Consider the following 23,337-nt stretch of genomic DNA (forward strand, 5'->3'; position numbering starts at 1 on the left):
GAGTCGTCTCAGTGGCGATCATGCAGAGCCAGGCTAAAGAATATTAACGATAATGGTTTGCATTTAAATTTTCAAACGCAAATGGGTGTCTATGCCGGTGATGCCAATGGGTATGGCGAACTCAAGAAGTCCGGTGGCATGGCGATGCGCCGATTCCATTGATAACGGTTATCATTTATGGCATCGTCTTTGCCCTGCCCGTGTGGCAGAGCATCGTTTGTTCATTGAGTCGTTTTTGCCGGGAGTCCACACGTGAGAACGTTTCGCCATCCATGCCTCTGGGGGGCAATTCTCTGGCTGGGTTTGGCCTCCTCGGCGTCCGCCGATCCCGCGCTACACCAGGAGGCGAGAGAGGCTCAGCGCAGCCAGGCCGAGCTGCAGTCGCACATCGACGCCGCCGATGATGAAGCGCGGGCCATGCTCGAGGAGCTACGCGAGCTGGAGCGCATCGAGCGCCGTCTGTCGCGCGAGAACGCCGAACTCGCACCGCGCAACGAGCGCCTGGCCGAGACCCTCGACCGCCGTGAGGTGGCGCTGGATACGCTAGAGGAAACCCGTGAGGCCCTGCCGGTCCTGCAAGAGCGCTTGATCGAGCGGCTCGAGCAGTGGGTCGAGCACGACATGCCGTTCCTGCGCGAGGAGCGCCAGGCACGGGTCGCCAGCCTGCGCTCCAGTACCGACGAGCTCTCTTCCGACGAGCGTTGGGAGCGGGTCGTCGAGGCCTGGCGTACCGAGCTGGAGTACGGGCGCGAAATCGATGCCTGGCGCGGCTATCTTGGCGAAGGTGACTCTCGCCGTGAAGTCGACTATCTGCGCCTGGGGCGCGTGGGCTTCTACTATCTCACTCCGGACGGAAGAGCCGGGCGCGTGTGGCAGGCCGATGCGGGCAGTTGGGCACCCCTCGACGAAGCCCAGCGTCGTGAGGTACGCAACGGCCTGCGTATCGCACGTGATCGCCGAGCCCCCGAACTGCTCACGCTGCCCATTTCGCAGCCGCTTGAACGCACCGGGGAGGGCGGCGCATGAGACTGTCGCGTTTTGTTCTAGGTATTCTTCTGGTGGGCCTCATGAGTGTCTCGGCGAGCCTCCAGGCCCAGTCGGAGCCGTTGACCACCCTGCGCGCCGAGCGCGAAGCCGCCGAGGCCCGCGATCGGGCGCGTCTGGCCGAACTGCTCGAGGACCGGGATGCCCTGGAAGCCGCTCTCGAGGAGGCCCGCACCGCTCATCGGCAGGCCGAGGCGCGTAACACCGAATTGCAGGCCGAGGCTCAGGCGTTGAACGAACGCCAGGCCGAGCTCGATGCCCGCCAGGAGGAGCAGGGCGGCGATCTCGAGGCGATACTGGCCTCGCTCGCCCGGCACAGCGGCGAACTGCGTGACGACCTGGCCGAAAGCTGGCTGACGCTGGGAGGTGCCGGTCTTCCCCCGCGGCTGGAGGATGCCGAGGTGCTCGAACTCGAACATCTCGAGGCCTTTGCCGAGAGCCTGGTGGCATTGACGATTGATACGGCTCGCGTGGTGCGCTTCGAGGCGCCGGTGGCGTCGGTCAGCGGTGAGCTTGCGCCAAGAGATGTGGTGCGACTGGGGGATTTTGCTGCCTTCACCGAGGGAGAGTTGTTGCGTCGTGGCGCCGATGGCCAGACGCTGTCGGTGATCGAGCGCACGCCGCGGGAAGTGGCTACCAGCCTGGCAGCTTTTCATGGCGGAGAGTCGCGCTTGCTGGCGCTCGATCCTACCCGTGGGCAGGTCATCTCGGCGCTGGCCCAACGTCCGAGTCTGATCGAGCGTTTCCACCAGGGTGGAGCAGTCGGCTACGTGGTGGTGGGGCTCGGCGCTCTCGGCCTGCTGGTCGCGCTGCTTCAGTACGCCTACCTGTTGCGGGTGACGCTGGCCATGCGTCGCCAGCTGCGTGACCTCACCACGCTGCGCGAGGACAACCCGCTCGGCCGCGTGCTGCAGCGCTTCCGTGCGCTGCACGACGATTCCGTGCCGGAAGCGCTGGAGGCTCGCCTCGACGAAGCGGTGCTCGCCGAGCTGCCGCGCCTGGAGCGTGGCCAGCCGTTGGTCAAATTGCTGGCGGCGGTGGCGCCGCTGCTGGGATTGCTTGGCACCGTCACCGGCATGATCGTCACCTTCCAAGCCATCACAGTGTTCGGCACCGGCGACCCGCAACTGATGGCGGGCGGTATCAGCCAGGCACTGGTGACGACAGTGCTGGGGCTGATCACCGCCGTGCCGCTGCTCTTCGCATACACCGCCCTTGCCGGTCGCAGCCGCCATCTGGCGGGTCTGGTCGAGGGGCAGGCCAGTGCCGCCCTGGCCGAGCAGCTCGAACATCGCCCGCAAGGGCCCGATGGCGTCACCGGGAGCGCGCGTCGCGATGCCGCCTTGGCTTGAGATAGGGGGCCTTGAACCGCTGGAGCGCCTGGTCGAGGCCGGCGGCTCGGTGCTGGTGGTGATTGCCCTGGTAGCGATGGTGCTGTTCAGCCTGGCGTTGGAGCGGGTGTGGTATTTCCGCCTCACCTATCGCCGGGCCAGGCGTGCCCTTATCGCACGCTGGGCGGCGCGTCAGGATCACCTGAGCTGGAGTGCCCTGACCCTGCGCGAGGCCTGGGCGCGAGAGCTGATCGGACGGCTGCGCCGCCCGCTGCCTTGGCTCAAGCTGCTGGTGGCGTTGTGCCCGCTGCTCGGTTTGCTGGGCACCGTGACCGGCATGATCGCCGTGTTCGACAGCCTGGCGATGACCGATACCAGCCAGGCCCGCGCCATGGCGGATGGCGTGGCACGTGCGACTCTGCCGACTTTGACCGGCATGGCCGTGGCGGTAGTGGGGCTGCTGTTCACCAGCCGCCTCGAGCAGATCATTCGACGCGAGGACCAGCGGCTGCACGACCGCCTGGCCCGTGCCGTGGAGGATACCGATGCGTAGACGCCGAGTTGGCGCCGATGACGGCGAGGCCAGCGAGGTCAACCTGACCCCGATGCTGGACGTCGTCTTCATCATGCTGATCTTCTTCATCGTCACCACCAGCTTCATCAAGGAGAGCGGCGTGGAGATCGAGCGGCCCGAATCCAGCGCCGCCACGCCGCGACCCGATGCACAGGTGATGGTAGCCATCACACCCGAAGGGGCGGTATGGGTCGATGGCCGTGCCGTCGACCTGCACCGCGTGGGTAACGAGGTGGCTGGATTGGTGAGCGAAGACGGCTCGGTGGTGATCCAGGCCGATCGCGACTCCACCACCGGGCTACTGATCGAGGTGATGGACCGCATTCGCGAGGCCGGCGTGGAGCAGGTGGCCGTCGCCGCCAGTCGGAGCCGGTCGTGACGCGTATCCCTTTTTCTTCGCTGGGCGGCGTGGCGCTGGCGCTGCTGCTGTTCTGGCTGCTGGCGCTGCTGGTGACGCCACCGGAGGAGGAGTTCGACGTCGTCGACGTCAGCATGACCATGAGCATGGTCGAGGCGCCGGAGCCGGTGCAGGAGGAGACGGTCGAGTCCAGTGCCGAGCCGCCCCCGCAGGTAGAGGCCACGCCACCGCCGCAGCCGGAGCCGCTGCCGCTACTGGAGAGCTCGATTGCCATGCCGGAGCCGGAGCTGCCGCCCGAGCCGATGGAGCCACTGGAATTCGATGCCAGTCTGCCGGAGCTCGCCGAGGTGCGGCCTGAACCGCCGCCTGAGCCAGCCCCGGAACCACAGCCCGAACCCGAGCCGGCCCCCGAATCGACTCCTGAGCCGGCACCGACTCCCGATCCGAGCCCGTCACCCACGCCTCCGAGTACCACACCGGCACCAGGTCCAGCGGCCGAAGAGGCCGCACCCGCCGAGCAGGGGCCGGTGGATGTGGGCGAGATCACCCCGACCAGCCGCGTGCCGCCGGAATATCCATCCCGCGCCCAGCGTCGAGGGCTGGAAGGGCATGTAGAGCTGCAGTTCCTGATCCGTCCCGACGGCAGCGTCGATCGTTCGTCCATTCGTGTGGTCGAGTCGCAGCCGCGTAACGTCTTCGATTCTGCCGCCGAGCAGGCCGTGGCGCGCTGGCAGTTCGAGCCGGCCAGCGGCGTGCGTCAGGCGCGGCAACGTCTCGAGTTCCAGTTGAGGTGATGCCATGACACTGCGTGCCGTGATTCGTCTGATAGCCTGTGTCGTTCTGCTGGCAAGCGCCTCGGTAGCGGCCGATCCGCCGGCACTCTCCGGTGACATCATTGCCGACCTGGAGCGGCTTCAGCGGCAGTTGCAACAGGGCGAGCATGACCGCGTGGGTGAGCGGGCCCGCACACAGGCGAGTCGTTTCGAAGGCGGCAATGCCGCCGATCGCTGGGCCAGCGCGCTCTACCGCCAGTTGGCGGCAGGCGCCGAGGCCGGGGCGGGGCGCCACGAAGCCGCCGCCGAACAGTTGCGCCAGGCGCGTCGGGTGCAGGAGACGCCGTTGCATCAGCGCGACCGCTGGCTGCGCGAGGAGGCGCGCCTGCGTTCGGCGGCAGGGCAGACCGAAGTGGCGGTGGCGCTATGGCTCGACTGGCACCAGCGGCATGATGGCAGCGTCGACGACCATTGGCGCCTGGCCCGTGCCCTGGCGGAGCTGGAGCGCTGGGATGAGGCGACGAGCTGGACCGAGCGCGCCCTGGCCGATGACCCAACCCCGGAGCAGCGCCGCCAGGCGCTGGCAGCCACCGTGTTCCAGCGTGCTGGGCGCGGCGAGGCAGCCCTGGCGAGCCTGGAAGCCGCACTGAACGCGCAGGTCGAGCCCGAAGCATGGCGGCGTGCCGCGGCCCTGGCTCAGAGCCTCGGAGAGGCCGAGCGGGCAGCGGCCATTTGGGAAGCCGGTTGGCAGGCTGGGGCGCTGGCGGGAGAGGAGGATTTGCGTCAGCGGGTCGAGCTGCATCTGGCCGCCGGCACGCCGGCCCGGGCGGCGGAATATCTGGAGGCCGCGCTGGCCGACGAGACGCTGCCTGATAACCTGGATAACCGGCGGCTACTGGCCCGCGCATGGGAAGAAGCCCGGGACCGCGGGCAGGCACTCAACGCCTGGCGTGAGGTCGCCGAGCGTAGCGACGCGGGCAGCGACTGGCGGCGCCTGGGCTTGCTGGCCCATGCCTGCGGGCAAGGTGAGATAGCGCAGGACGCCATGCTGCAGGCCCAGGCGCGGGGCGTCGAAGTCGACGAACGCTGGCTCTCTTCCCGCTAGCCGCCTGTGGCGCCGATCATAGGTCGAGCTCGGTCCAGACCGGTGCGTGATCCGAGGGCCTCTCCATGCCGCGCAGGTCATAGTCGATGCCGGCGTCCACGACCCGCTCGGCCAGCGGTGCGGTGACCAGGATATGATCGATGCGCAGCCCGCGCCTGGGCTCGCGGTCGAAGCCCTTCGAGCGATAGTCGAACCAGCTGTAGCGGTCGTCCACTGCCGGGTAGCGCACCCGGTAGCTGTCGACGAGCCCCCAGGCCTTGATGCCGTCGAGCCACTCCCTCTCCACCGGCTGGAAGCTGGTCTTGCCCTCGCGCAGCCAGCGCTTGCGGTTGTCCTCGCCGATGCCGATGTCGATCTCCTCGGGGGAGATGTTGAAGTCGCCCATCACCGCGAGGCGCTCGTCGGGACGATGCTGCGTCTCCAGCAGCCGCCTGAGCTGGGCGTAGAAGTCGCGCTTGTGGGGAAACTTCACCGGATGGTCGAGGTTCTCGCCCTGGGGGAAGTAGCCGTTCCACACCGTCAGCGCCTCGCCGTCTGCCAGCACCAGGCGCGCGCCGATCATGCGCCGCTGGGCCTCCTCGCCGTCGTCGGGAAAGCCGTAGTGGACCGTCTCGGGCTCGCCGCACTGGCCGGCGTCGATCATCAGCGCCACCCCGTAGTGCCCCTTCTGGCCGTGAAAGAACACTCGGTAGCCCAGCGCCTCCACCGCCTCGCGGGGAAACTCGCTGTCCTGGACCTTGGTCTCCTGCAGGCCGATCACCACCGGGCGCTGGGTGGCCACCAGCGCCTCGAGCTGGTGGAGCCGGGCGCGAATGCCGTTGATGTTGAAGGACACCAGGCGCATCAGCTCTGCGGACCTCCCTGCTCGGGGGGCTCGGTCTGCGGTTCGGCGTGGATGGCGATGCTCTCGCCGCTCTCCTGTCGGGCCAGCTTGCGGGCGGCCTGGAGCTTGCGCTGCTGGCGCTTCTTCTGGGTGTAGCGGGTCGACGAGGTGACCTGGTCGGGGTTCTCGTGGCGCCACTTCTTGTAGTCCTTGCGCCGGCCGGTGCGGATGGTCACCTTGTCGGCGAGCGAACGGGTCTTCTTGCGACGGGTCATGGATCAACTCCTCTGGTCTGGCGCGCATTCTACCAGTCCCGCCGCGCCTACCACAGGCGAAGCGCTCACGAGACGCGCCCTTCGTCGCATTGGCTGTTACAATGCGCGTTTGTGTCATGCACTCAACCACCCAAACGGACAGACAGCAGCCTATGAGCGAGTCGGATCAGATCAACGCACCGGCCCAGGATCACAAGCCCAAGCGTCGTCGTCGCAAACCGCGGCGCCGCAACGCCTCCGGCTGGGACCTGCGCCAGTTCCAGGTGCCTGCCGTGGCAGGCAAGTGGCGCTTCCATGACTTCGATCTGCCGCTGCCGCTGATGCATGCCATCCATGCCCTGGGCTTCGAGTACTGCACCCCGATCCAGGCCGAGGCGCTGACCCACACCCTGCTGGGCGGCGACGTGGTCGGCAAGGCCCAGACCGGCACCGGCAAGACCGCCGCCTTCCTGATCTCGATCCTCGCCTACTTCCTCGAGGAGGAGGCGCCGAACGCCCAGAAGCCCGGCGCCCCGCGGGCCCTGATCGTTGCCCCGACCCGGGAGCTGGCCCTGCAGATCGAGAAGGACGCCAGGGCCCTGGCCCGCTTCACCGACCTCAAGGTGGCCAGCGTCGTCGGCGGCATGGACTACCAGAAGCAGCGCGAGGCCCTGGCCGACCGCCTCGACATCCTGGTGGCCACCCCGGGCCGGCTGCTCGATTTCCACCAGAAGCGCGATGTCGACCTGACCCAGGTCGAGGTGCTGGTGCTGGACGAGGCCGACCGGATGCTCTCCATGGGCTTCATCCCGGACGTCAAGCGCATCATCCGCCACACCCCGAAGAAGGAGGAGCGTCAGACCTTCCTCTTCTCGGCCACCTTCACCGAGGACATCCTCAACCTGGCCAGCCAGTGGACCCATGAGCCGACCCACGTCGAGATCGCGGTCACGGTGGAGAATGCCGCCGATATCGACCAGCGGGTCTACCTGGTCAGCGACGCCGACAAGCAGCGCCTGCTGGTCAACCTGCTCGGGCAGGAGAGCTTCGACCGGGTGATGGTGTTCGGCAACCGTCGCGACCTGGTGCGCAAGCTCGACGAGCTGCTGACCAAGGCCGGCATCAACGCCGCCATGCTCTCCGGCGATGTGCCCCAGAACCAGCGCATCTCCACCCTCGAGAAGTTCCGCGAGGGCGAGATCCAGGTGCTGGTGGCCACCGACGTGGCCGGCCGTGGCATCCATATCGAGGATGTCAGCCACGTGATCAACTACACCCTGCCGGAAGACCCGGAGGACTACGTCCACCGCATCGGTCGCACCGGCCGCGCCGGCGCCAAGGGTGTCTCGATCAGCTTCGTCGGTGAGGAGGACGCCTTCTCGCTGCCCGAGATCGAGCGCTTCATCGGCGACAAGCTGCCCTGCGAGCATCCGCCCGAAGGCCTGCTCTGAGCCCATGCTCGACGAGGCCCTGAAGGGCGAGATCCAGGCCGCCTACCGCCGCGTGCTCGAGGGTCTCGAGCTGACGCCTCGCTATGGGCAGCGGCTGATGATCGCCGAGATCGCCCGCACCCTGGGGGGCATCGAGGCCGACGAGGCCGGCAAGCGGGTCAGCGACGAGCACGTCTGCGTGCTCGAGGCGGGCACCGGCACCGGCAAGACCCTGGCCTATCTGCTGGCCTCACTGCCGGTGGCCAAGGCCCGCGGCAAGCGGCTGGTGGTGGCCACCGCCACCGTCGCGCTGCAGGAGCAGGTGCTGCACCAGGACCTGCCCGCCCTCAAGGCTCACAGCGGCATCGATTTCGGCTATGCCCTGGCCAAGGGGCGCGGGCGCTATGTCTGCGTGGCGCGCCTCGATCAGGTCCTCGAGGGCGTCGAGGAGAACCCCACCCTGTCGCTCTTCGAGCGCGAGATCGCCAGTGGCGGCGACGACTTCCAGGCCCTGGCCCAGTCGCTGGGCGAGGCCTACGGCAACGGCCGCTGGGCCGGCGACCGCGACAGCTGGCCCGAGGCCATCGAGGACACCCACTGGCGCCGGCTCACCGTCGACCACCGCCAGTGCACCAACCGCCGCTGCGGTCACTTCGGGGCTTGCGCCTTCTTCCGCGCCCGGCGCGACCTGGAGCAGGCCGACATCATCGTCGCCAACCACGACCTGGTGCTGGCCGACCTCTCCCTGGGCGGCGGGGTGGTGCTGCCCGACCCCGGCGACTGCATCCACGTCTTCGACGAGGGCCACCACCTGCCCGACAAGGCGCTCAACCACTTCACCCATCGCTTCGCCGTGGGCGGCGCCCTGGGCTGGCTGCGTACCCTGAAGAAGTCGCTGACCGAGCTCAACCAGGCGCTGGCCGTGCAGCCGACCCTGGCGCGGCTGCTGGCCACGCTGCCCCAGGCCATCGAGGCGCTGGAGCCGAAGCTCGGCGAGGCCTTCGCCCTGGGTCACCAGCTGGCCGGGCGCCCCGAGGGCCTCGCCGACGGCGAGGAGGCCCGCCAGCACCGCTTCGAGATGGGCCGCGCCCCGGAGGCGCTGCGCGAACTGGCCGGGGCCCTGCTGGTGATCTTCGCCGAGCTCTCGCGGACCCTGGAGAGCATGGCCGATATCCTGCGCGAGAGCCTCGACCCGGAGAAGCATACTGGGCTGCCTCGGGAGCAGGCCGAGGCGTGGCTGCCGCTGGTGGCGCTGCTCCACGGTCGCGCCCTGGAGGCCCACGCCCTGTGGCAGGCCTTCTGCGAGGCAGACCCCGAGGGCGAGCCGCCGCGGGCGCGCTGGCTGACCCTGGAGCGCTTCGGGGCCGACCCGGAGCTGAGCTTCTCGGCCAGCCCCGTCTCGGCGGCCCATACCCTGGCGAAGAGCCTGTGGGGCGCCACCTTCGGCGCCGTGGTCACCTCGGCCACGCTGACGGCGCTGGGGCGCTTCGAGCGGCTGCAGGAGCGCGCGGGGCTCGCCAACCGCTACCGTTACCAGCGCCTGCCGAGCCCCTTCGACTACTCCCGGGCGGTGCTCAGCGTACCCCGGGAGGCCGTGGACCCGGCCGACCGCGAGGGCCATGAGCGCGCCATCGTGGACTTCGTCCAGGCGCTGGGGGACAAAGAGGCGGTACTGATGCTGTTCTCGTCCCGGGCGCAGCTGCGCGCGGTGGAGAAGGCGCTGCCGAAGGCCCTGGGCGAGCGGGTGCTGGCCCAGGACCGCCTGCCCAAGCGCGAGCTGATCACCCGGCACCGGGCGCGGGTCGACGCGGGGGAGGGCAGCATCATCTTCGGCCTGGCCAGCTTCGCCGAGGGCATCGACCTGCCCGGCGACTACCTCACCCACGTGGTGATCACCCGGCTGCCCTTCGCGGTCCCCGACGACCCGGTGGGGGCGACGCTCGCCGAGTGGATCGAGAGTCGTGGCGGCAACCCCTTCATGCGCATCAGCGTGCCGGACGCCTCCATCAAGCTGGTGCAGGCCTGTGGCCGGCTGATCCGCAAGGAGGCCGACAGCGGGCGCATCACCCTGCTCGACCGGCGCGTGCTGACCCGCCGCTACGGCCGGGCCCTGCTCGACGCCCTGCCGCCCTTCGTGCGCGAGATCGACGGCGTCCGCCAGTAGGGCGGATGGCAAAACGAGAGCGGGCCCGCCAACTGGCGGGCCCGCGATCGTTCAGGGGGGCGATTACGCCGGTTGTGCCGCCTCGAGCCGCTTGGCCAGCGCCGGGGCGAGCTTCTCGTTCATCGCCTTGAAAGCGCGCTCGGTGGCATCCCAGTCGATGCAGGCATCGGTGATGGAGACGCCGTACTGCAGCTGGCTCAGGTCCTCGGGCACCTTCTGGGCGCCCCAGCCGATGTTCGACTCCACCATCAGGCCGATGATCGAGCGGTTGCCCTCGAGGATCTGATTGGTGACATTCTCCAGCACCAGGGGCTGCAGCGCCGGGTCCTTGTTGGAGTTGGCGTGGGAGCAGTCGATCATGATGTTGGGCTTGATGCCGGCCTTCTTGAGCTCCTGCTCGGCCAGGGCCACGCTGACGCTGTCGTAGTTGGGCTTGCCGTTGCCGCCGCGCAGCACCACGTGGCCGTAGGCATTGCCGCGGGTGCGGATGATCGCCACCCGGCCGGCATAGTCGATGCCCAGGAAATTGTGCGGGTGGGCCACCGACTGCAGGGCGTTGACCGCCACCTCCAGGCTGCCGTCGGTGCCGTTCTTGAAGCCGACCGGACAGGAGAGGCCGGAGGACATCTCGCGGTGAGTCTGGGACTCGGTGGTGCGCGCCCCGATGGCCGACCAGCTGATGCAGTCCTGGATGTACTGCGGCGAGATCGGATCCAGTGCCTCGGTGGCCAGCGGCAGGCCCATCTCGGCCAGCTCCACCAGCAGCCGGCGGGCAATGTGCAGGCCCTCCTCGATCTCGAAGGAGCCGTTGAGGTGCGGGTCGTTGATCAGGCCCTTCCAGCCCACGGTGGTGCGCGGCTTCTCGAAGTAGACCCGCATCACGATGTAGAGGCTCTCCTTCACCTCGTCGGCGAGGCGGCGCAGGCGGCGGGCGTAGTCGAGGGCGGCATCCACATCGTGGATGGAGCAGGGGCCCACCACCACCAGCAGGCGGGGATCCTCGCCGTCGAGGATGCGCTGGATGGTCTCGCGCCCTTCGATGACGGTGCGCTCGGCGGCCTCGGTGAGGGGGATCTCCTGCTTCAGGGCCTCGGGAGTGATAAGGACGTCCTGGGAGAGGACGTTGAGGTTGCTGACCTGCTGATCTGTCATTCGGCTACCTGTGTGTCGTGTCTGCGCTGATGGCCCGGGGGCGAGGGAGAGTTTTTCCCCCTACTATACACCGGTGGGGCCGCATCAGATCAATCACGGAACCCCCGCCGGGGCCTGGTGGTCACAGCGCGGTTCGTCCTGTCGATGTCGCGATGACCCGCCCCGGGTTGATGGATGGCCAGGAAAAGGGAACACTTGTGCGACTTTGGGCTACGGCCTTGGATCTTTTGCTGCCCCTTCAGGGCTTCGGGTTGATGCCATGCACGCACTCTTGAACATGACCGCCGCTCCCCGAGCGCACTCGTCACGCTCTCCTCGCCGTCTGTCGGGGAGGCCGTGAATGGGTGCCAGGGAGACCGACCAGCAGCTCGTCGAGCGCGCCCAGAAGGGCGACAACCAGGCCTTTGACCTGCTGGTGAGGAAGTACCAACACAAGATCATCGGGCTGATCGGGCGCTACGTCCACGACCATGCCGAGGTGCAGGACGTGGCCCAGGAGGCCTTCATCAAGGCCTACCGGGCACTGGGCAAGTTTCGCGCCGAGAGCGCCTTCTATACCTGGATGTATCGCATCGCCATCAACACCGCCAAGAACCACCTGGTCTCCCGAGGGCGCCGTCCGCCGGGCAGCGACCTGGATATCGTGGATGCCGAGATCGTCGACCGCAGCGGACGCCTGGCGGATTCCGAGACGCCGGAGGCGGCCATGGCCCGCGACCAGCTCGAGGCGGCGGTCTTCGAGGCGATCGACAATCTGCCCGATGACCTGCGCACGGCGATCACCCTGCGTGAGCTCGAGGGGCTCTCCTACGAGGATATCGCCAACATCATGCAGTGCCCGGTGGGCACGGTGCGTTCGCGGATCTTCCGCGCCCGGGAGGCGGTGGACCAGCACATCCAGCCGCTGGTCACCACCTCCCGCAACCGCGAGACCGTGGAGGAGTAGGGGCGACAGGGGCGGCTGCACACTTTTTGCCGATTGGCTGAACTGTCGGTCGCCTTTGACGTCAGAAGCTGTGTTCGATCCGCCTACCAGGCGGAGATCGCGTCGGCATTCCCGGCCCATTCCGGGAATGCCGATTCCAGGCTGAAATCGAGGGAGCAGGGCGGAGCGTCCTGCCACTGTAGAGGGTGTTGAGAATGAGTCAGAACGCACGGGAGTCGCTTTCTGCCCTGATGGATAACGAGGGGGACGAGCTGGAGCTGCGCCGAGTGCTCAAGGCGCTGGAGGCCTCCCCCGACGCCGCCGAGGCGTGGCGGCGTTATCACCTGATGCGCAGCCTGATGCGTCGGGAACCCGATATCGACGTCGCCACCGATCTCTCCGCCGGCATCATGGCGCGCCTCAAGGACGAGCAGCCGCCCCAGATGGATGCTCCTGCGCCCACCACCCGCCGCTCGTTGCCCTTCGCGCGCAGCGCCGGCATCGCCGCCGCGGTCTCGCTGATGGTCATCACCGGCGTGCAGTTCTACGGGGGCGGCGGCTCCGATGGTACTCAGCCGAGTGTCGCCGGCGGCGGTGCCGCCCAGCCGGCACCCGCCAGCCTGGCGGCCGGCGAGGGCGCCGCGCGTCCCTCGCTGGTCGACCTTCCGCTCTTCCAGCTGCCTCAGGGCGCCGGACAGGGGCTGATGACCGTGGGGGCCGGCGCTGACGCCCCCCCCATGTTCATGGCGCCGGGGCAGCGCCAGTCGCTGCTCATCGACGAGGAGCAGGCCCGCCTGCTGCAGTCCTACCTGGATCGCCACGCCGAGGGGGCCGCCTACCGCAGCGGCGATACCTGGATGCCGCTGCTGCGCGCCTCCGGCGCCGACGGCCTCGGTCAGCGCTGAGCGCAGCGGGGTGACGATGAGTGCGTCACGCCTGTGCCTCCTCGCCGCGAGCTGCCTGAGTGGCCTGCTGTTCAGCAGCGTCCTGATGGCCGCCCCGATGGCAGAGACCAACGGGCCCGACGAGGAGTCCTTCGACTGCCGCGTCCTGGCCGAGGCCGAGGCCCCCGAGACGGCCCGGCAGTGGCTCGAGCGCAGCCTGTGGGCGGGCCACTGCTACCTCTACGATGCTCATGCCGTGCGCATCGGCCACGATGGCGTGCGTACCCTGACCCTCAGTCACGATGTGCGTGATGGCATCGAGCGTGGCGTGGCCAGCTACCTCGATGGTCCGCCCATGGTATTCGAGCGTCGCGGGCGCGTCGGACGTCTGGGCGGGTCGGGGGAGGGCGGCAAGGCACTGCCGTCCCCGGCCGGCATCGCCGAGCGGGTCGACGGCCTCTACCGCCTGCAGCTCGGTGGCGAGGAGCGCATCGCCAACCGCCGCGTCCTGCGTCTGGACATCGCCCCCCTGGACAGTTTCCGCTTCGGGCATCGTCTGTGGCTCGACCAGGCCACCGGCCTGACGCTCAAGCAGTCGCTGCTCGACGAGACCGGGCGCCCCCTTGAGACCTTTCAGCTGACGGCGCTGGAGCGTCCCCGCCTCTATCAGGGCGAGGTGCGTCTCGACCGCCTGCGCGAAGCCCCGGCAGACCCCTGGCGGCTGGGCTGGCTGCCCGACGGCTTCGCCCCCCAGCCGGCGGATACCCGCAGTGCCCGCCACGGCGAAGGCGTGATCCACCGCCTCTACAGCGATGGGCTCGCCACCCTCAGCCTGTTCGTGGCGCCCATCGACGAGGTGGAGCTGCTGGCGCCGGGCCTGCATCGCCTGGGCGTCTCCAACGCCGCGGTGCGCCATCGCGACCTGGGTGGCGAGCCGCGCCAGCTGGTCGTGATGGGCGAGCTGCCGCCCCGGGTGCTGCTGCGGGTTGCCGACAGCCTGGTGTGGGAGGCCCCCTGATGAGGCTTGTGAAGGCCGCGCATCGTCCCTATCTGCCTGTTGTGTCATGACCCTCATCGCCAACCGATATCATGGATATCCGTCGTTCCGACCCATCGCAGGAGCCCTTCATGAAGCGCATGATCCGACCCCTTTCTCTGTGGATGCTGCTCGCCGCGACCCTGCTGGCCTGGCAGTCGGCCGCGGCCCGGGGGCTGCCCGACTTCACCGAGCTGGTGGAAGAGGCCGCTCCTGGCGTCGTCAACATTTCCACCACGCGCACGGTGCAGAGCCGCGACAACCCCTTGCAGGGCTTCGGTGGCCAGGAGCTGCCGGAGATCTTCCGCCACTTCTTCGGCGACCGCTTCCCGGAACCGCCCGGCGGTTCGGCGCCCGGGCGTCCCCAGGAGCGCCAGTCACTGGGCTCCGGCTTCATCATCAGCGATGACGGCTACATCCTCACCAATGCCCACGTGGTGGACGGCGCCGACGAGATCCTGGTGCGCCTCAGCGACCGCCGCGAGCTCGCCGCCCAGCTGGTGGGCAGTGACGAGCGCACCGATGTGGCGCTGCTCAAGGTGGACGCCGAGGACCTGCCGCCCCTCAAGCTGGGCAACTCCGATACCCTTCGGGTGGGCGAGTGGGTGGCCGCCATCGGCTCGCCCTTCGGCTTCGACCACTCGGTGACCGCCGGCATCATCAGCGCCATCGACCGCACCCTGCCCAGGGATGCCTATGTGCCCTTCATCCAGACCGATGTTGCTATCAACCCGGGCAACTCCGGCGGCCCGCTGTTCAACCTGGACGGTGAGGTGATCGGCATCAACTCCCAGATCTTCACCCGCAGCGGCGGCTTCATGGGGCTGTCGTTTGCCATCCCCATCAACGTCGCCATGGACGTGGCCGACCAGCTGCGCGACGACGGCCAGGTACGCCGCGGCTGGCTCGGGGTGATGATCCAGCCGGTCTCCCGGGACCTGGCCGAATCCTTCGGCATGGACAGCCCCAGCGGGGCGCTGATCGCCGACCTGGACCCCGAGGGCCCGGCCGCCCGCGGTGGCCTTCAGGCCGGCGATGTCATCCTCGAGGTGGACGGCAGCCGCGTGCACGACTCCAGCACCCTGCCGCGCCTGATCGGCCGCACCGCACCCGGCAGCGAGGTGGAGCTCGAACTGATGCGCGACGGCCAGCGTCGCCAGCTCACCATCACCGTGGGGGACTGGCCCGACGCCGAGCGCGCCACCGCCAGCCGCCCCCAGGAGAGCCGCCAGGCGCGCCTGGGGATCTCGGTGGGCGAGCTCGAGCGCGCCGAGCGCGAACAGATCGGCATCGAGGGCGGCGTGAGGGTGCGCGAGGTCGACCCCGACGGCGCCGCCGCCGCGGCCGGCATCCGCCCCGGCGACATCCTGGTCAGCATCGACCATCGGGCCGTCAGCGACGCCTCCCAGCTGGTCGAGCTGGTCGGCGAGCTGCCCGCCGACCGAGCCGTGCCGGTGCGGCTCTTCCGCGACGGCCGCTCGCTGTTCGTGGCCCTGCGCCTGGCCGGCGACTGAGTCCTTCTGCGGCGCAACCCTGACCCGGCGGCCATGGCCGCCGGGTTCGCTGTATCTGGCCATTGGTCAGCACCTGGCGCGTGGAGGGGCAGGGTGGGCTGGTGATGTTTTTTCTTTACTCAGCAGGGAGATAGTGTGGAGAGGGGCGGCTGGCGATAGCGCTTGACATATGGTGCTGTGGTAGCATTTACGGATCAGCTAACAGGAGGCATCATGGCTATAGAGCCAACAGGCTACCCAGCTATCGAGCCCAATACAGCATTGGGGCGTGCCCTTGTAGACTTCTTTGATGTTCTTGAGCCGGTATACGCGAGCGGTGAGCATGGCGTTTTCCAAGTGATTGTATTTGGCGGGTGTGCCGTCCATATTCATACGCAGTCACGTGGCAGTGCTGATATTGACGCTGAGGTCGCTTCTCACGGCCATGCTGATAAATCCGAGATTATTGCCCTCCTGGGTGAAGATGCCTATGTCTTCTCTGATGAGGAGGGTGTTTCGCAGATGCTGGAGCTCGATCTCAGCTTCAATACGACGCTATCCCCATTGCATGAGGATTACGAGGACCGAGTCGTTCGGCTAGTGACACAAAGCAGTGTTCCGAACGTGGAGGTATATGTAGCCAGCGCCATCGACGTGGCAATCTCCAAGCTTGGCCGATTTGGTGAGCGAGATCAGCATGATATTCAATCTTTACTTCGTCTTCCTCATGTCGATATCGTCGAATTCGAACGGTTGGCTCGTGAGGCCATCGGTTACTATGTCGGCGACCATACTCGAATACTGGGAAACCTAAGCATTGTGCTGGACGACTATCACCACAGTGAGGGTCAGTCATGATGGTCTCTTTCAAACGCAAACGGCTGTATCGCGTCGGCTCTCGTCCGCTAGAGGTGGCGGTCGATGACGTGAAGGCACTGGCTGAAGCCGTCTGGTACCGCGGCTATCGTCCGACGCGGGTGGAACTGGAGCAGCTGCGTGGCGTGATGTCACGAGAGGAGTTCCAGAGGGCGCTTTGTGTGCTGGAACTGCTCAGTCAGTATCCAGTGTGCCGCCGCGAGACCGCACGACATCTACAGCAGCTCGCCCGGTACTTTCATAGGGAGCTGCTTGGAAACGACGACACGCCGGTACAGGGGCGCTACTCCCCCAGCAAGCGTTGGGGCTTGAATGATGCCACTGGCCCCTTGCGCAAGGCACTGTTGCCGCTGCAGACCCGTACCTACGCTGACGCCACGGGCCACCAACACGGCCTCAGCGCCTGAGTGCTGGGGAAGTGTTCAGGCCTTGCCCATGACCCCGTCAAATGCATAAGGGCAGCCCTGGTGGCTGCCCTTAGCGTATCTGTCTGTTTTTTTGGTACCAGAGCAGAAAGCAGCCCGACCCGATGGATCGGGCTGTGTGTGCTCATTGTGCTGCCATCATCCCCGCATCTGCGGGGAAAACACTCGATTAGGGTGAAACCACCCTGTCCGTGCCGTTCATCCCCGCGTCTGCGGGAGTCCTGCTGCAGGGACGGTTCGATGATACCTCAGATTGCGCCCTGGGTCCGGCCTCATCAGGTCAGAAGAACGTCTCCCAAGCGGTATCAGGCATGGGCTTCTGATTGCCCCTGCCGCTCCTTGCCGCTTCACCCGGCCAGGTGGTCTGGGCTTCGCGGTAATCCTTCAGGAAGCGAGGCGGTATCGCGCCGAGTGACTGGGCGTGCTGTCGCAGCCCCTCGCCGGCGGGCGCTCCTCTGGGGGATGGGAAGCGTGGGTCGAGGATGACCACATGCACGTCATCATCGGGGTGGCGAATCCCGCGCCCGAGGCCCTGGCGAAGCTTGTGGGTCGACCGTATGCCCCCCTGCTTGAGCAGGATCTGCCGGGCCAGCTTGCTGGCCTCCTCCCGTGAACGACTGCCACGGCGCATGAACTGCTGTTCCAGCAGTGCCTGTAGCACGGGGTCCGGCGTGGGGTGGGGCAGGCGCAGGATGACCAGGTGATCCCAGAAGGCCCGGTCACCGCGAGTCGGCGACAGCCCCTCCCATCCTGAAGGGGTCACCAGCACGGCGTCCTCGTCCAGCGCCTCGGCGATCTGGTTGAGGTTCGCGCCGGGGGCGTGGGTCACCAGCCGTGCGTCTTCCTCTGGCCAGGCATGGCGGATCGCCTCCACGTCCGAGTAGGCGTTGGCCAGCACCAGGACGCGCCCCGCGAGCGAGCGGATGCGACGGGTGGCCATGGCACAGAAGGTCGGGGAAAGGGCGTACCGACCCGCCTCCGGCTGCCACAGCGGCGGGGGCATGTCGTCCGGCAGGGTGAAGCGCATCCTGCCGAAGCGCAGAGCGGGGTGGCTCGCCTTGAGGCCCAGGCGGGTGTCCGCCGTGCCCAACTGCAAGCGGCCCCGCAGGTAGTCGAAGCTGGGGGCTTCTCCCAGGGCGTGCTGCATATCGGAGAGCGTGGCTGAGGTCAGGATGGTGCAGCGGGAAGCGGCGCCTGACTTGAGGCACCGCCCAGCGGCGGGCTCCTGAGCCACGAGGCTGGGCAGCCCTATCACCGGGGAGTGCGATACCAGCAGGGGGCTGTCTGGGGAGTCCTTCAGGCGCATGGTCATCAGGTCGACCTGCGCCATGAACCGGTGCCACTCCGCTGCGAGGGTACTACTTACGGCGTCCAGGTTTGGCTTGGCACGGCGCAGCGTCTGGAAGGCCGCCACCAGCTGCTCACGTTGTGGAGCGGAGAGCGGCAGTGCCCGCCCGGCATGGGCCGGCGTCGTCCAGCCGTTCAGCAGCTCCTGCCAGGCGTGTGCTGCCCTTATCCCCAGCTGGTCCAGCAGTGCGTGGCTGGCCCGCAGCGACAGCTGTTCAGACAGAATTGACTCGGCGGCGTCCGGGAAGCGGTCGGCCTCATCCAGCAGCAGCGCATAGGGCGTCGCCGCACCGGTGATGCTCCCCTCGGTGACCAGATCCAGAGCCAGCAGGGCGTGGTTGATGATCAGGATGTCGTGGCCCTGGGCGGCCTGGAAGTGCTCCTCGAGGGCTCGGGGTAGCGGCTCCTGGGGCAGCAGGCAGATATCGGCCAGGGTGACACCTTCGGGTAGGGCGTCCGTCTCCAGGTCGAGCAGGCAGCCGGGCGTCTCCAGGGCCCACTGGGCCAGCGTGCGCTCCTCGTCACGCCGAGAGCGATCCTTGGCGACCGTGGCCAGCTCCGGCGCGCCCAGCGCTCTTGCCAGACGCTCTGGTGAGACGTAGTTGCCACGCCCCATGCGCAGGCCCACGCTCAGTGAAGGCAGGCCCTCCTGAGCCAGGTACTCCGCGATCAGGTCGAGATGTTCGGGGTCCAGCAACTGGCGCTGCAGCGCCCGGGTGTGGGTGGCGACGATGGCGCGTCGGCCGATGTCCGTGTTTCGGCCCTTGTCCTTGTGTTTTCTCTTGCCACGGGCCACCCAGTCCGCCAACGCCAGCGAGTAGGCCAGCGACTTGCCGATGCCGGTATCCCCCTCGATGAAGTGCAGCTTGCCGGGCTGGGCCAGGGCGCCGGTCATGGAGCCGGCATAGGCCATCTGCACCGGGTTGGCCTGGTAACCGGCCCGCTCGGGCAGGCGTTCGGCGAGAAACGCCTGAACGCGGTTTGCCGTCCGGGTGCTGATCATTCGTCACCGCCATGCTTCACCGGCATCAGGAGCCCCAGACCATAGCCTCGCTTGCGTGAGACTCCCTTGAGCCACGCCTCGGCGGCCAGCATCGGGTCGGTGACCCGCAGCCGCGCCTGGCAGTGGGCCACGCCGATCAGGCGCTCCCCCTTGCCCGGCAGGCGGAAGACGCCATGCCGATGCACTGCGATCTCTCCGCCTACCTCCCAGCCGTGGCGGTGGATCTTGTCGCGGCAGTTCTCTGGCCATTCCTCGGTAGCGGGCTGGTAGCGCTGCCCCCTGGGCTTGCCGGCGGCGCGGCCTTCTTGTGGCGAGGTTAGCAACCGGCTGCGGGAGGGCAGGTGCAACCAGGAGAGCGTCAGCTCCGTCCCCTCGCTCAGGTCGACGCTGCGTAGCGAAGATCTGGCCTTGGCCCCGTCGAACGCCATAGGGGAGCGAAGCAGGTAGACATCCATGGGCAGGCTGGGGTGGGGCTGTACGCGAAAGAGAAAGGGGCGTGGGTCGCCGTTCTGAAGCTCGGTGGCACCCTGGCTGAACAGCCGCCAGGCGGTCCTGTGGTGATCCTCCAGGCTCAGGTGGCCCCGGGTGGGCGTGGCCCGGGGCACCATGGCCATGGCCTCATGGTAATGAACGATCACGGGGCCTCCTCCAGAAACGCCGGATCAGCGCTGATTCTCGGGATGAGGGAGCGCATCATGGCGGGCAGTTCCAGGCGGTCGTGGGGGTTGATGGGCAGGGCGGCCAGCAGCGCCTGGGGTTCCGGCACCTTCCTGAGCCACGCTGCCATGTCATCGGAGAGCGATTCCAGCGGTGCCCCCTGGGCGGCCTGTCGGATCGGCGTCCAGAAGCTCGGCTTGAGGCCCTGGTCGGCGATGCCTTGCCGGCACAGCTCCCGGGCGGTGGCGGCATGGGCCAGCAGGTCACGGGGAAACGGCCCCTTCTCGCTGTTGCACCACAGCTCCGAGAGCGAGTGGGTCAGGCTGAGGCCCTGCATCAGGGCGTCGGGCTTGCGTCCCCACAGGTCGATGTAGAGAAAGCCTCGCTCGACCTCGATCTGATCGCCGTAGATCAGCTCCAGCAGGATATCCAGCGGCCTTACCCCGGGGCCGATTTCATGGATCTGCCCCCGCTGACCATAGATGCCAGGGCCGTATTTCGTCACGAACGCCTTGGGAAGCGCGAGGTGCAGCGTTCCCTCATGGGTCACGATGCCGCCCGAGCCTGCCAGCATGCCCAGCTTGCCGGGGGTGGGTATCCGGCTCTTGCCCCGGTAGGACTCGATGCCGAGGGCGTTGGGTGCCGAGATGCGCGGGGTGTAGCAGGTGCTGCACAGGTACTCGACGGCGGTAGGCGGGGAGTACCGGTAGGTAAAGGCCTGGCCGGGGTCCTCTACCTCCTCCCAGCCGCGCTGACAGTAGCCGCAGGCGAGGGAGGTGGGCGTTACCGGCTCGTTCTCGTTGTCCTCCCGCACGGCGTGGGTGGCGGCATGAAAGAGCGCATAGGGGCTCACCACATGGGTGCTGGGGGAATCGGCGCTCGGGTTAAGCGAAGTCTCAGGTGCTGGGTCATCGAAGAGAAGCGGAAGGGTGCCCTGCGCCGCGCTTTCGGCGCCCCTGGCGATGCGGCTGGGCTTGGGGTGAGAAGGCGGCTTAGCCATGGGGCAGCGCCTCCTTGAGCACGCGGGGCGGGCGAAGCACTGGCTGGTCATTACCGCCCGGCACCAGGGCGAGATGGTCGACCACGGGGCGGTAGGGCTGCTCGGCGTGGGCCTCCGGCCGGTCGATGGCCCAGGGGCGCTGACACCAGCGGGTATCGTCATCCGGCAGGGGTTCGATGCTCTCCACGGAGAACTCGCCACAGCCATGGGCGTGCTCGCGCCCGATGCCGGTCAGCAGCGTCAGCAGTTCCGCGCAGCGCATAGCGTCGCCGACGCCGTAGAGCAGGGCATAGGGGGCCAGCAGGGCAGGGTGCTCGCTCAGGCGCGGGGCGGTCGGCCCTCCGTCCACCGTGATGCGCTTGCGGATCGGCGGTGAGACCTCGGTGAAGGGCAGCCGTCTGATCGCCGTGGGGAATGCCACGCTTTCGGCCACTAGCCCTGATCGAGGCGTTGTGCCGAACACTAGCTGAGAGCCCCGCAGCCCGCCCAGTTCGGCATCCCACGTCAGCGGGATGTCGCTGGCCTGGATCGGGGTGTCCCAGTCCAGGCGCAGGTGTCGCAAGGCCTCGGCCAGCAGCACATCGAGCCTGGGTGCCACGCGGGGCAGGATCAGCGGCGTGTGCAGCTTGAGCCGTAGACAGAAGGCGTGGCTGGCCATGCTCACTGGTCCCGTTGGCTTTTCTTCTGGCTTGCCTGCTCCAGCAGGTAGCAGGAGAGATCCTGGGTCGGGATCGCCGCCCGGAATGCCTCCCGTGCCGCTTCCAGGGCATCGCCGGTCAGCTGGATGCCTAGCTCATCCAGTGCGACCTCGCCGATCTCCTCCGCCTGCAGGCTGCCCGCGTCGCGACGATAGACCGTCCAGCGGGCCTCGACGGTGCCGCCGGCCCCCTGGTGCCCGCCGATCACCGGGTGGCGGGAGAAGACGATCAGAGTCTCCAGCAGCAGGCCGAGCGACGCCTCAGAGACGTTGCGCAGCTTCAGGGTAGAGGAGAGGGTGCTGCCCGGGGCAATCGCTTCATACCCCTCGATGGGGTGCTTGATCGAGTTCTCGGCGCCCTTGCGATTCTCGCGCAGTTCCTTGATCTCGGCTTCGAGGCGTTCGACCTGCTTCCACAGCTGGCTCTTCTGCTCACGGTCGTCCGTCTTGCGGTACTGGGCCTTGAGCTGCTTGATCTCGGCCTGCAGGGGCGCGATATCCGCCATCGACGCCGAGGCGCTGGCCATCATCTCGCGGAGGGCCGCCTGGTCCTCCTCGGAGAGCCACTCCACCAGCGAGGGGTCACGCTCGAACTGGTCATGGCGGGTGCCCTGGCCCGCCTGGATGACGTTGCCGGCAGCGGTTCGCAGCGGGCTCACGCTGAGCTGCCCGGCCAGCCGCCAGCGGCCGAACATGTCGAGGATCAGGTTGGTTTCGCGCAGGCGCTGCTCGGCGGCGGGATCAAAGTATTTACCTACCTCGTTGTTGACCTCGCGGGTGGTGTCCACGCCTTCCCCGAGCATATAGAGCGTCTGGAGGCTCAGCGCCTCGTGCACCTGCTCCTTGGCGACCCGCAGCGCGGCCTTGCGCAGCGGGCCGCGCAGGGTGCCACTGTTGAGGAACACCTCCCCATGCGGGGTGCGGGGCAGCCTGCCATCCAGGCCCACATAGGTGACGGAGAGCGGAGCGGTGGCGGTAATCTCGCCGCGAAGGAGGTACTGGTGCTTTGGGGCTGGCATCGCGTTCGGGCGCTCCTGGGCTGTGGGGCTTGGCTGCCTGGGGTGGCTGCATGGCTTGGCTGCTGGCCCCGATGGTAGCGCATCTCGGCGCTCAACAAAGCCAACAAGGCCGGGGAGGGCAGCCAGCCCTGCAGAGGGCGGGCGGTGAGGCGGTGGCCGTGCCCGCGCTCTGGCGCCTCGTCGCCCGGTGACGGTCACGTGCCGAGCACCGCGGCACGCCGTGAGCGAAGACCGTGAAAATAGGTCACGCAATGTGAACTCGTCCTTGCAGAATTACAAACCGTAACTTAGAGTAACTGACAGGAGCCACAGCCGATGCGGCTCCGTGGAGAGCAGGCAGCGCGGCGGCGCTCGACTGCCTGGCTTGGGCACATCCGCAGGGGGCAGACCACTGCCGGGGCGGACATGAATTCAAGGGGCACAGCCATGAGCACGGTAACAGAGATGAACGAGTTGAGCGGAAAGGCGCGGCGCAACAGGGCGCAGGGCGGTTTTACCCTGATCGAGCTGATGATCGTGGTAGCGATCATCGGTATTCTGGCGGCAATTGCGATTCCTAGATATCAAGACTATGTAGCATGATCGCAACTGGCGTCAGCCCTGCAGGAAATATCCCCCCTCAGAACAGCTGCTGAAGAGTTTATTCAGCGTGGTCAGGGATCAGATATTGTCGATGCAGATTTTCTTGGGGCGCCCAGCTCCTCGAGTTTTGGAGCCATTTCTATAACTACTGCTTTTACAGATGCCGGGGCAGGGGCCATTTCTCATACATTAGGAGGCACTGATGGTGACGTTTCGCCCGCTTTGGAGGGTGTGCTGATAAACCTTACCCGCACGGCAGATACTGCATCTGAAAATCCAGGTCAGTGGGCGTGTACAATTACTAACAGGCCAGCCACTTATAAATCATCTTACACGCCTCAGGCTTGCACAGCCCCAGGTGCTAATAATTCATGAAAATCTTATG

24 protein-coding genes are annotated in these 23,337 nt (G+C 67.4%); 16 read left to right on the plus strand and 8 right to left on the minus strand.

Features of this window, described 5'->3' with window-relative positions; genetic code table 11:
- The first annotated feature begins 252 nt into the window (after nucleotides 1-252).
- From HIR79_RS08605 to HIR79_RS08630, 6 genes are read left to right on the plus strand one after another with little or no spacing between them, the layout of a single operon-like run.
- Nucleotides 253-1,026 carry a DUF3450 domain-containing protein gene (locus tag HIR79_RS08605; RefSeq protein ID WP_249322291.1) on the plus strand — a complete coding sequence of 258 codons (774 nt, stop codon included), beginning with the start codon at nucleotides 253-255 and terminating at the stop codon, nucleotides 1,024-1,026.
- A complete protein-coding gene (locus tag HIR79_RS08610; protein WP_169958013.1) occupies nucleotides 1,023-2,396 on the plus strand; it encodes a MotA/TolQ/ExbB proton channel family protein in 1,374 nt (457 codons plus the stop codon). Before HIR79_RS08605 ends, HIR79_RS08610 begins: the two co-directional genes overlap by 4 nt.
- A complete protein-coding gene (locus HIR79_RS08615; RefSeq protein WP_169958014.1) occupies nucleotides 2,380-2,928 on the plus strand; it encodes a MotA/TolQ/ExbB proton channel family protein in 549 nt (182 codons plus the stop codon). Before HIR79_RS08610 ends, HIR79_RS08615 begins: the two co-directional genes overlap by 17 nt.
- Nucleotides 2,921-3,328, plus strand: a complete 408-nt coding sequence (locus tag HIR79_RS08620; RefSeq protein WP_169958015.1) for an ExbD/TolR family protein — start codon at nucleotides 2,921-2,923, stop codon at nucleotides 3,326-3,328. Before HIR79_RS08615 ends, HIR79_RS08620 begins: the two co-directional genes overlap by 8 nt.
- Complete coding sequence (locus tag HIR79_RS08625) at nucleotides 3,325-4,101, plus strand: energy transducer TonB (protein WP_169958016.1); 777 nt, start codon at nucleotides 3,325-3,327, stop codon at nucleotides 4,099-4,101. The genes HIR79_RS08620 and HIR79_RS08625 overlap by 4 nt, the downstream gene beginning before the upstream one ends.
- Before the next feature lie 4 nt (nucleotides 4,102-4,105).
- Nucleotides 4,106-5,185 carry a tetratricopeptide repeat protein gene (locus HIR79_RS08630; RefSeq protein WP_249322292.1) on the plus strand — a complete coding sequence of 360 codons (1,080 nt, stop codon included), beginning with the start codon at nucleotides 4,106-4,108 and terminating at the stop codon, nucleotides 5,183-5,185.
- Nucleotides 5,186-5,201: 16 nt separating this feature from the next.
- On the opposite strand, the gene xthA is transcribed toward HIR79_RS08630, so the two are convergent.
- Together xthA and HIR79_RS08640 are read right to left on the minus strand one after the other, a co-directional pair.
- Complete coding sequence (gene xthA / locus HIR79_RS08635) at nucleotides 5,202-6,029, minus strand: exodeoxyribonuclease III (RefSeq protein WP_169958017.1); 828 nt, start codon at nucleotides 6,027-6,029, stop codon at nucleotides 5,202-5,204.
- A complete protein-coding gene (locus HIR79_RS08640) occupies nucleotides 6,029-6,283 on the minus strand; it encodes a hypothetical protein (protein ID WP_169958018.1) in 255 nt (84 codons plus the stop codon). Before HIR79_RS08640 ends, xthA begins: the two co-directional genes overlap by 1 nt.
- Before the next feature lie 152 nt (nucleotides 6,284-6,435).
- Here HIR79_RS08640 and rhlB point away from each other — a divergent pair, with 152 nt between their 5' ends.
- Nucleotides 6,436-7,713 carry an ATP-dependent RNA helicase RhlB gene (gene rhlB / locus HIR79_RS08645; protein WP_249322293.1) on the plus strand — a complete coding sequence of 426 codons (1,278 nt, stop codon included), beginning with the start codon at nucleotides 6,436-6,438 and terminating at the stop codon, nucleotides 7,711-7,713.
- A 4-nt stretch (nucleotides 7,714-7,717) separates the two neighbouring features.
- A complete protein-coding gene (dinG, locus tag HIR79_RS08650) occupies nucleotides 7,718-9,856 on the plus strand; it encodes an ATP-dependent DNA helicase DinG (RefSeq protein ID WP_169958020.1) in 2,139 nt (712 codons plus the stop codon).
- Nucleotides 9,857-9,919: 63 nt separating this feature from the next.
- Here dinG and HIR79_RS08655 read toward each other — a convergent pair whose 3' ends face one another.
- A complete protein-coding gene (locus tag HIR79_RS08655; protein ID WP_169958021.1) occupies nucleotides 9,920-11,008 on the minus strand; it encodes a 3-deoxy-7-phosphoheptulonate synthase in 1,089 nt (362 codons plus the stop codon).
- 340 nt (nucleotides 11,009-11,348) lie between these two features.
- On the opposite strand from HIR79_RS08655, the gene rpoE reads away from it, so the two are divergent.
- The 6 genes from rpoE to HIR79_RS08685 all read left to right on the plus strand — a co-directional run bounded on the left by rpoE (nucleotide 11,349) and on the right by HIR79_RS08685 (nucleotide 16,629).
- Nucleotides 11,349-11,954 (plus strand): RNA polymerase sigma factor RpoE, encoded by a 606-nt coding sequence (gene rpoE / locus HIR79_RS08660; RefSeq protein WP_169958022.1) that lies wholly within the window; start codon nucleotides 11,349-11,351, stop codon nucleotides 11,952-11,954.
- A 194-nt stretch (nucleotides 11,955-12,148) separates the two neighbouring features.
- A complete protein-coding gene (locus HIR79_RS08665; protein ID WP_169958023.1) occupies nucleotides 12,149-12,838 on the plus strand; it encodes a sigma-E factor negative regulatory protein in 690 nt (229 codons plus the stop codon).
- An 85-nt stretch (nucleotides 12,839-12,923) separates the two neighbouring features.
- Complete coding sequence (locus tag HIR79_RS08670) at nucleotides 12,924-13,835, plus strand: MucB/RseB C-terminal domain-containing protein (RefSeq protein WP_169958024.1); 912 nt, start codon at nucleotides 12,924-12,926, stop codon at nucleotides 13,833-13,835.
- A gap of 110 nt (nucleotides 13,836-13,945) precedes the next feature.
- Nucleotides 13,946-15,367: a DegQ family serine endoprotease gene (locus HIR79_RS08675; RefSeq protein ID WP_169958025.1), complete on the plus strand. Its 1,422-nt coding sequence runs from the start codon at nucleotides 13,946-13,948 to the stop codon at nucleotides 15,365-15,367.
- A 213-nt stretch (nucleotides 15,368-15,580) separates the two neighbouring features.
- Nucleotides 15,581-16,204 carry a DUF6036 family nucleotidyltransferase gene (locus HIR79_RS08680; RefSeq protein ID WP_169958026.1) on the plus strand — a complete coding sequence of 208 codons (624 nt, stop codon included), beginning with the start codon at nucleotides 15,581-15,583 and terminating at the stop codon, nucleotides 16,202-16,204.
- Nucleotides 16,201-16,629 (plus strand): hypothetical protein, encoded by a 429-nt coding sequence (locus tag HIR79_RS08685; RefSeq protein WP_119022218.1) that lies wholly within the window; start codon nucleotides 16,201-16,203, stop codon nucleotides 16,627-16,629. The genes HIR79_RS08680 and HIR79_RS08685 overlap by 4 nt, the downstream gene beginning before the upstream one ends.
- Before the next feature lie 298 nt (nucleotides 16,630-16,927).
- Here HIR79_RS08685 and HIR79_RS08690 read toward each other — a convergent pair whose 3' ends face one another.
- Genes HIR79_RS08690 through HIR79_RS08710 form a run of 5 tightly spaced genes read right to left on the minus strand, consistent with a single transcriptional unit; the run spans nucleotide 16,928 to nucleotide 22,370 of the window.
- Nucleotides 16,928-18,997 (minus strand): helicase C-terminal domain-containing protein, encoded by a 2,070-nt coding sequence (locus HIR79_RS08690; RefSeq protein ID WP_169958027.1) that lies wholly within the window; start codon nucleotides 18,995-18,997, stop codon nucleotides 16,928-16,930.
- Entirely contained in the window at nucleotides 18,994-19,635 is a 642-nt protein-coding gene (locus HIR79_RS08695; protein WP_169958028.1) for a type I-E CRISPR-associated protein Cas6/Cse3/CasE, read from the minus strand. Before HIR79_RS08695 ends, HIR79_RS08690 begins: the two co-directional genes overlap by 4 nt.
- Nucleotides 19,632-20,654, minus strand: a complete 1,023-nt coding sequence (locus HIR79_RS08700) for a hypothetical protein (protein ID WP_169958029.1) — start codon at nucleotides 20,652-20,654, stop codon at nucleotides 19,632-19,634. Before HIR79_RS08700 ends, HIR79_RS08695 begins: the two co-directional genes overlap by 4 nt.
- A complete protein-coding gene (locus HIR79_RS08705) occupies nucleotides 20,647-21,312 on the minus strand; it encodes a hypothetical protein (protein WP_169958030.1) in 666 nt (221 codons plus the stop codon). Before HIR79_RS08705 ends, HIR79_RS08700 begins: the two co-directional genes overlap by 8 nt.
- 2 nt (nucleotides 21,313-21,314) lie before the next feature.
- A complete protein-coding gene (locus tag HIR79_RS08710) occupies nucleotides 21,315-22,370 on the minus strand; it encodes a hypothetical protein (protein WP_169958031.1) in 1,056 nt (351 codons plus the stop codon).
- Between the two features lie 426 nt (nucleotides 22,371-22,796).
- On the opposite strand from HIR79_RS08710, the gene HIR79_RS18645 reads away from it, so the two are divergent.
- Together HIR79_RS18645 and HIR79_RS18815 are read left to right on the plus strand one after the other, a co-directional pair.
- On the plus strand, nucleotides 22,797-22,952 hold the full coding sequence (locus HIR79_RS18645; protein WP_283241860.1) for a prepilin-type N-terminal cleavage/methylation domain-containing protein: 156 nt from the start codon (nucleotides 22,797-22,799) through the stop codon (nucleotides 22,950-22,952).
- Nucleotides 22,953-22,958: 6 nt separating this feature from the next.
- Complete coding sequence (locus HIR79_RS18815; RefSeq protein WP_211621062.1) at nucleotides 22,959-23,327, plus strand: pilin; 369 nt, start codon at nucleotides 22,959-22,961, stop codon at nucleotides 23,325-23,327.
- The last annotated feature ends 10 nt before the right edge of the window (nucleotides 23,328-23,337 follow it).

This window comes from Halomonas sp. PGE1, from assembly GCF_013000985.1.
Lineage (GTDB): Bacteria > Pseudomonadota > Gammaproteobacteria > Pseudomonadales > Halomonadaceae > Halomonas > Halomonas alkalicola.

Excerpts from the sequence above, each read along its gene's own strand:
- HIR79_RS08685 (WP_119022218.1), top strand. The coding sequence starts at position 16,201 with ATGATGGTCTCTTTCAAACGCAAACGGCTGTATCGCGTCGGCTCTCGT.
- xthA (WP_169958017.1), bottom strand. The coding sequence starts at position 6,029 with ATGCGCCTGGTGTCCTTCAACATCAACGGCATTCGCGCCCGGCTCCAC.
- rpoE (WP_169958022.1), top strand. The coding sequence starts at position 11,349 with ATGGGTGCCAGGGAGACCGACCAGCAGCTCGTCGAGCGCGCCCAGAAG.
- HIR79_RS08630 (WP_249322292.1), top strand. The coding sequence starts at position 4,106 with ATGACACTGCGTGCCGTGATTCGTCTGATAGCCTGTGTCGTTCTGCTG.
- HIR79_RS08680 (WP_169958026.1), top strand. The coding sequence starts at position 15,581 with ATGGCTATAGAGCCAACAGGCTACCCAGCTATCGAGCCCAATACAGCA.
- HIR79_RS08615 (WP_169958014.1), top strand. The coding sequence starts at position 2,380 with ATGCCGCCTTGGCTTGAGATAGGGGGCCTTGAACCGCTGGAGCGCCTG.
- HIR79_RS08705 (WP_169958030.1), bottom strand. The coding sequence starts at position 21,312 with ATGGCCAGCCACGCCTTCTGTCTACGGCTCAAGCTGCACACGCCGCTG.
- HIR79_RS18645 (WP_283241860.1), top strand. The coding sequence starts at position 22,797 with ATGAGCACGGTAACAGAGATGAACGAGTTGAGCGGAAAGGCGCGGCGC.
- HIR79_RS08610 (WP_169958013.1), top strand. The coding sequence starts at position 1,023 with ATGAGACTGTCGCGTTTTGTTCTAGGTATTCTTCTGGTGGGCCTCATG.
- HIR79_RS08665 (WP_169958023.1), top strand. The coding sequence starts at position 12,149 with ATGAGTCAGAACGCACGGGAGTCGCTTTCTGCCCTGATGGATAACGAG.
- rhlB (WP_249322293.1), top strand. The coding sequence starts at position 6,436 with ATGAGCGAGTCGGATCAGATCAACGCACCGGCCCAGGATCACAAGCCC.
- HIR79_RS08710 (WP_169958031.1), bottom strand. The coding sequence starts at position 22,370 with ATGCCAGCCCCAAAGCACCAGTACCTCCTTCGCGGCGAGATTACCGCC.
- HIR79_RS08640 (WP_169958018.1), bottom strand. The coding sequence starts at position 6,283 with ATGACCCGTCGCAAGAAGACCCGTTCGCTCGCCGACAAGGTGACCATC.
- HIR79_RS08690 (WP_169958027.1), bottom strand. The coding sequence starts at position 18,997 with ATGATCAGCACCCGGACGGCAAACCGCGTTCAGGCGTTTCTCGCCGAA.
- HIR79_RS08675 (WP_169958025.1), top strand. The coding sequence starts at position 13,946 with ATGAAGCGCATGATCCGACCCCTTTCTCTGTGGATGCTGCTCGCCGCG.
- HIR79_RS08655 (WP_169958021.1), bottom strand. The coding sequence starts at position 11,008 with ATGACAGATCAGCAGGTCAGCAACCTCAACGTCCTCTCCCAGGACGTC.
- dinG (WP_169958020.1), top strand. The coding sequence starts at position 7,718 with ATGCTCGACGAGGCCCTGAAGGGCGAGATCCAGGCCGCCTACCGCCGC.
- HIR79_RS08670 (WP_169958024.1), top strand. The coding sequence starts at position 12,924 with ATGGCCGCCCCGATGGCAGAGACCAACGGGCCCGACGAGGAGTCCTTC.
- HIR79_RS08620 (WP_169958015.1), top strand. The coding sequence starts at position 2,921 with ATGCGTAGACGCCGAGTTGGCGCCGATGACGGCGAGGCCAGCGAGGTC.
- HIR79_RS08700 (WP_169958029.1), bottom strand. The coding sequence starts at position 20,654 with ATGGCTAAGCCGCCTTCTCACCCCAAGCCCAGCCGCATCGCCAGGGGC.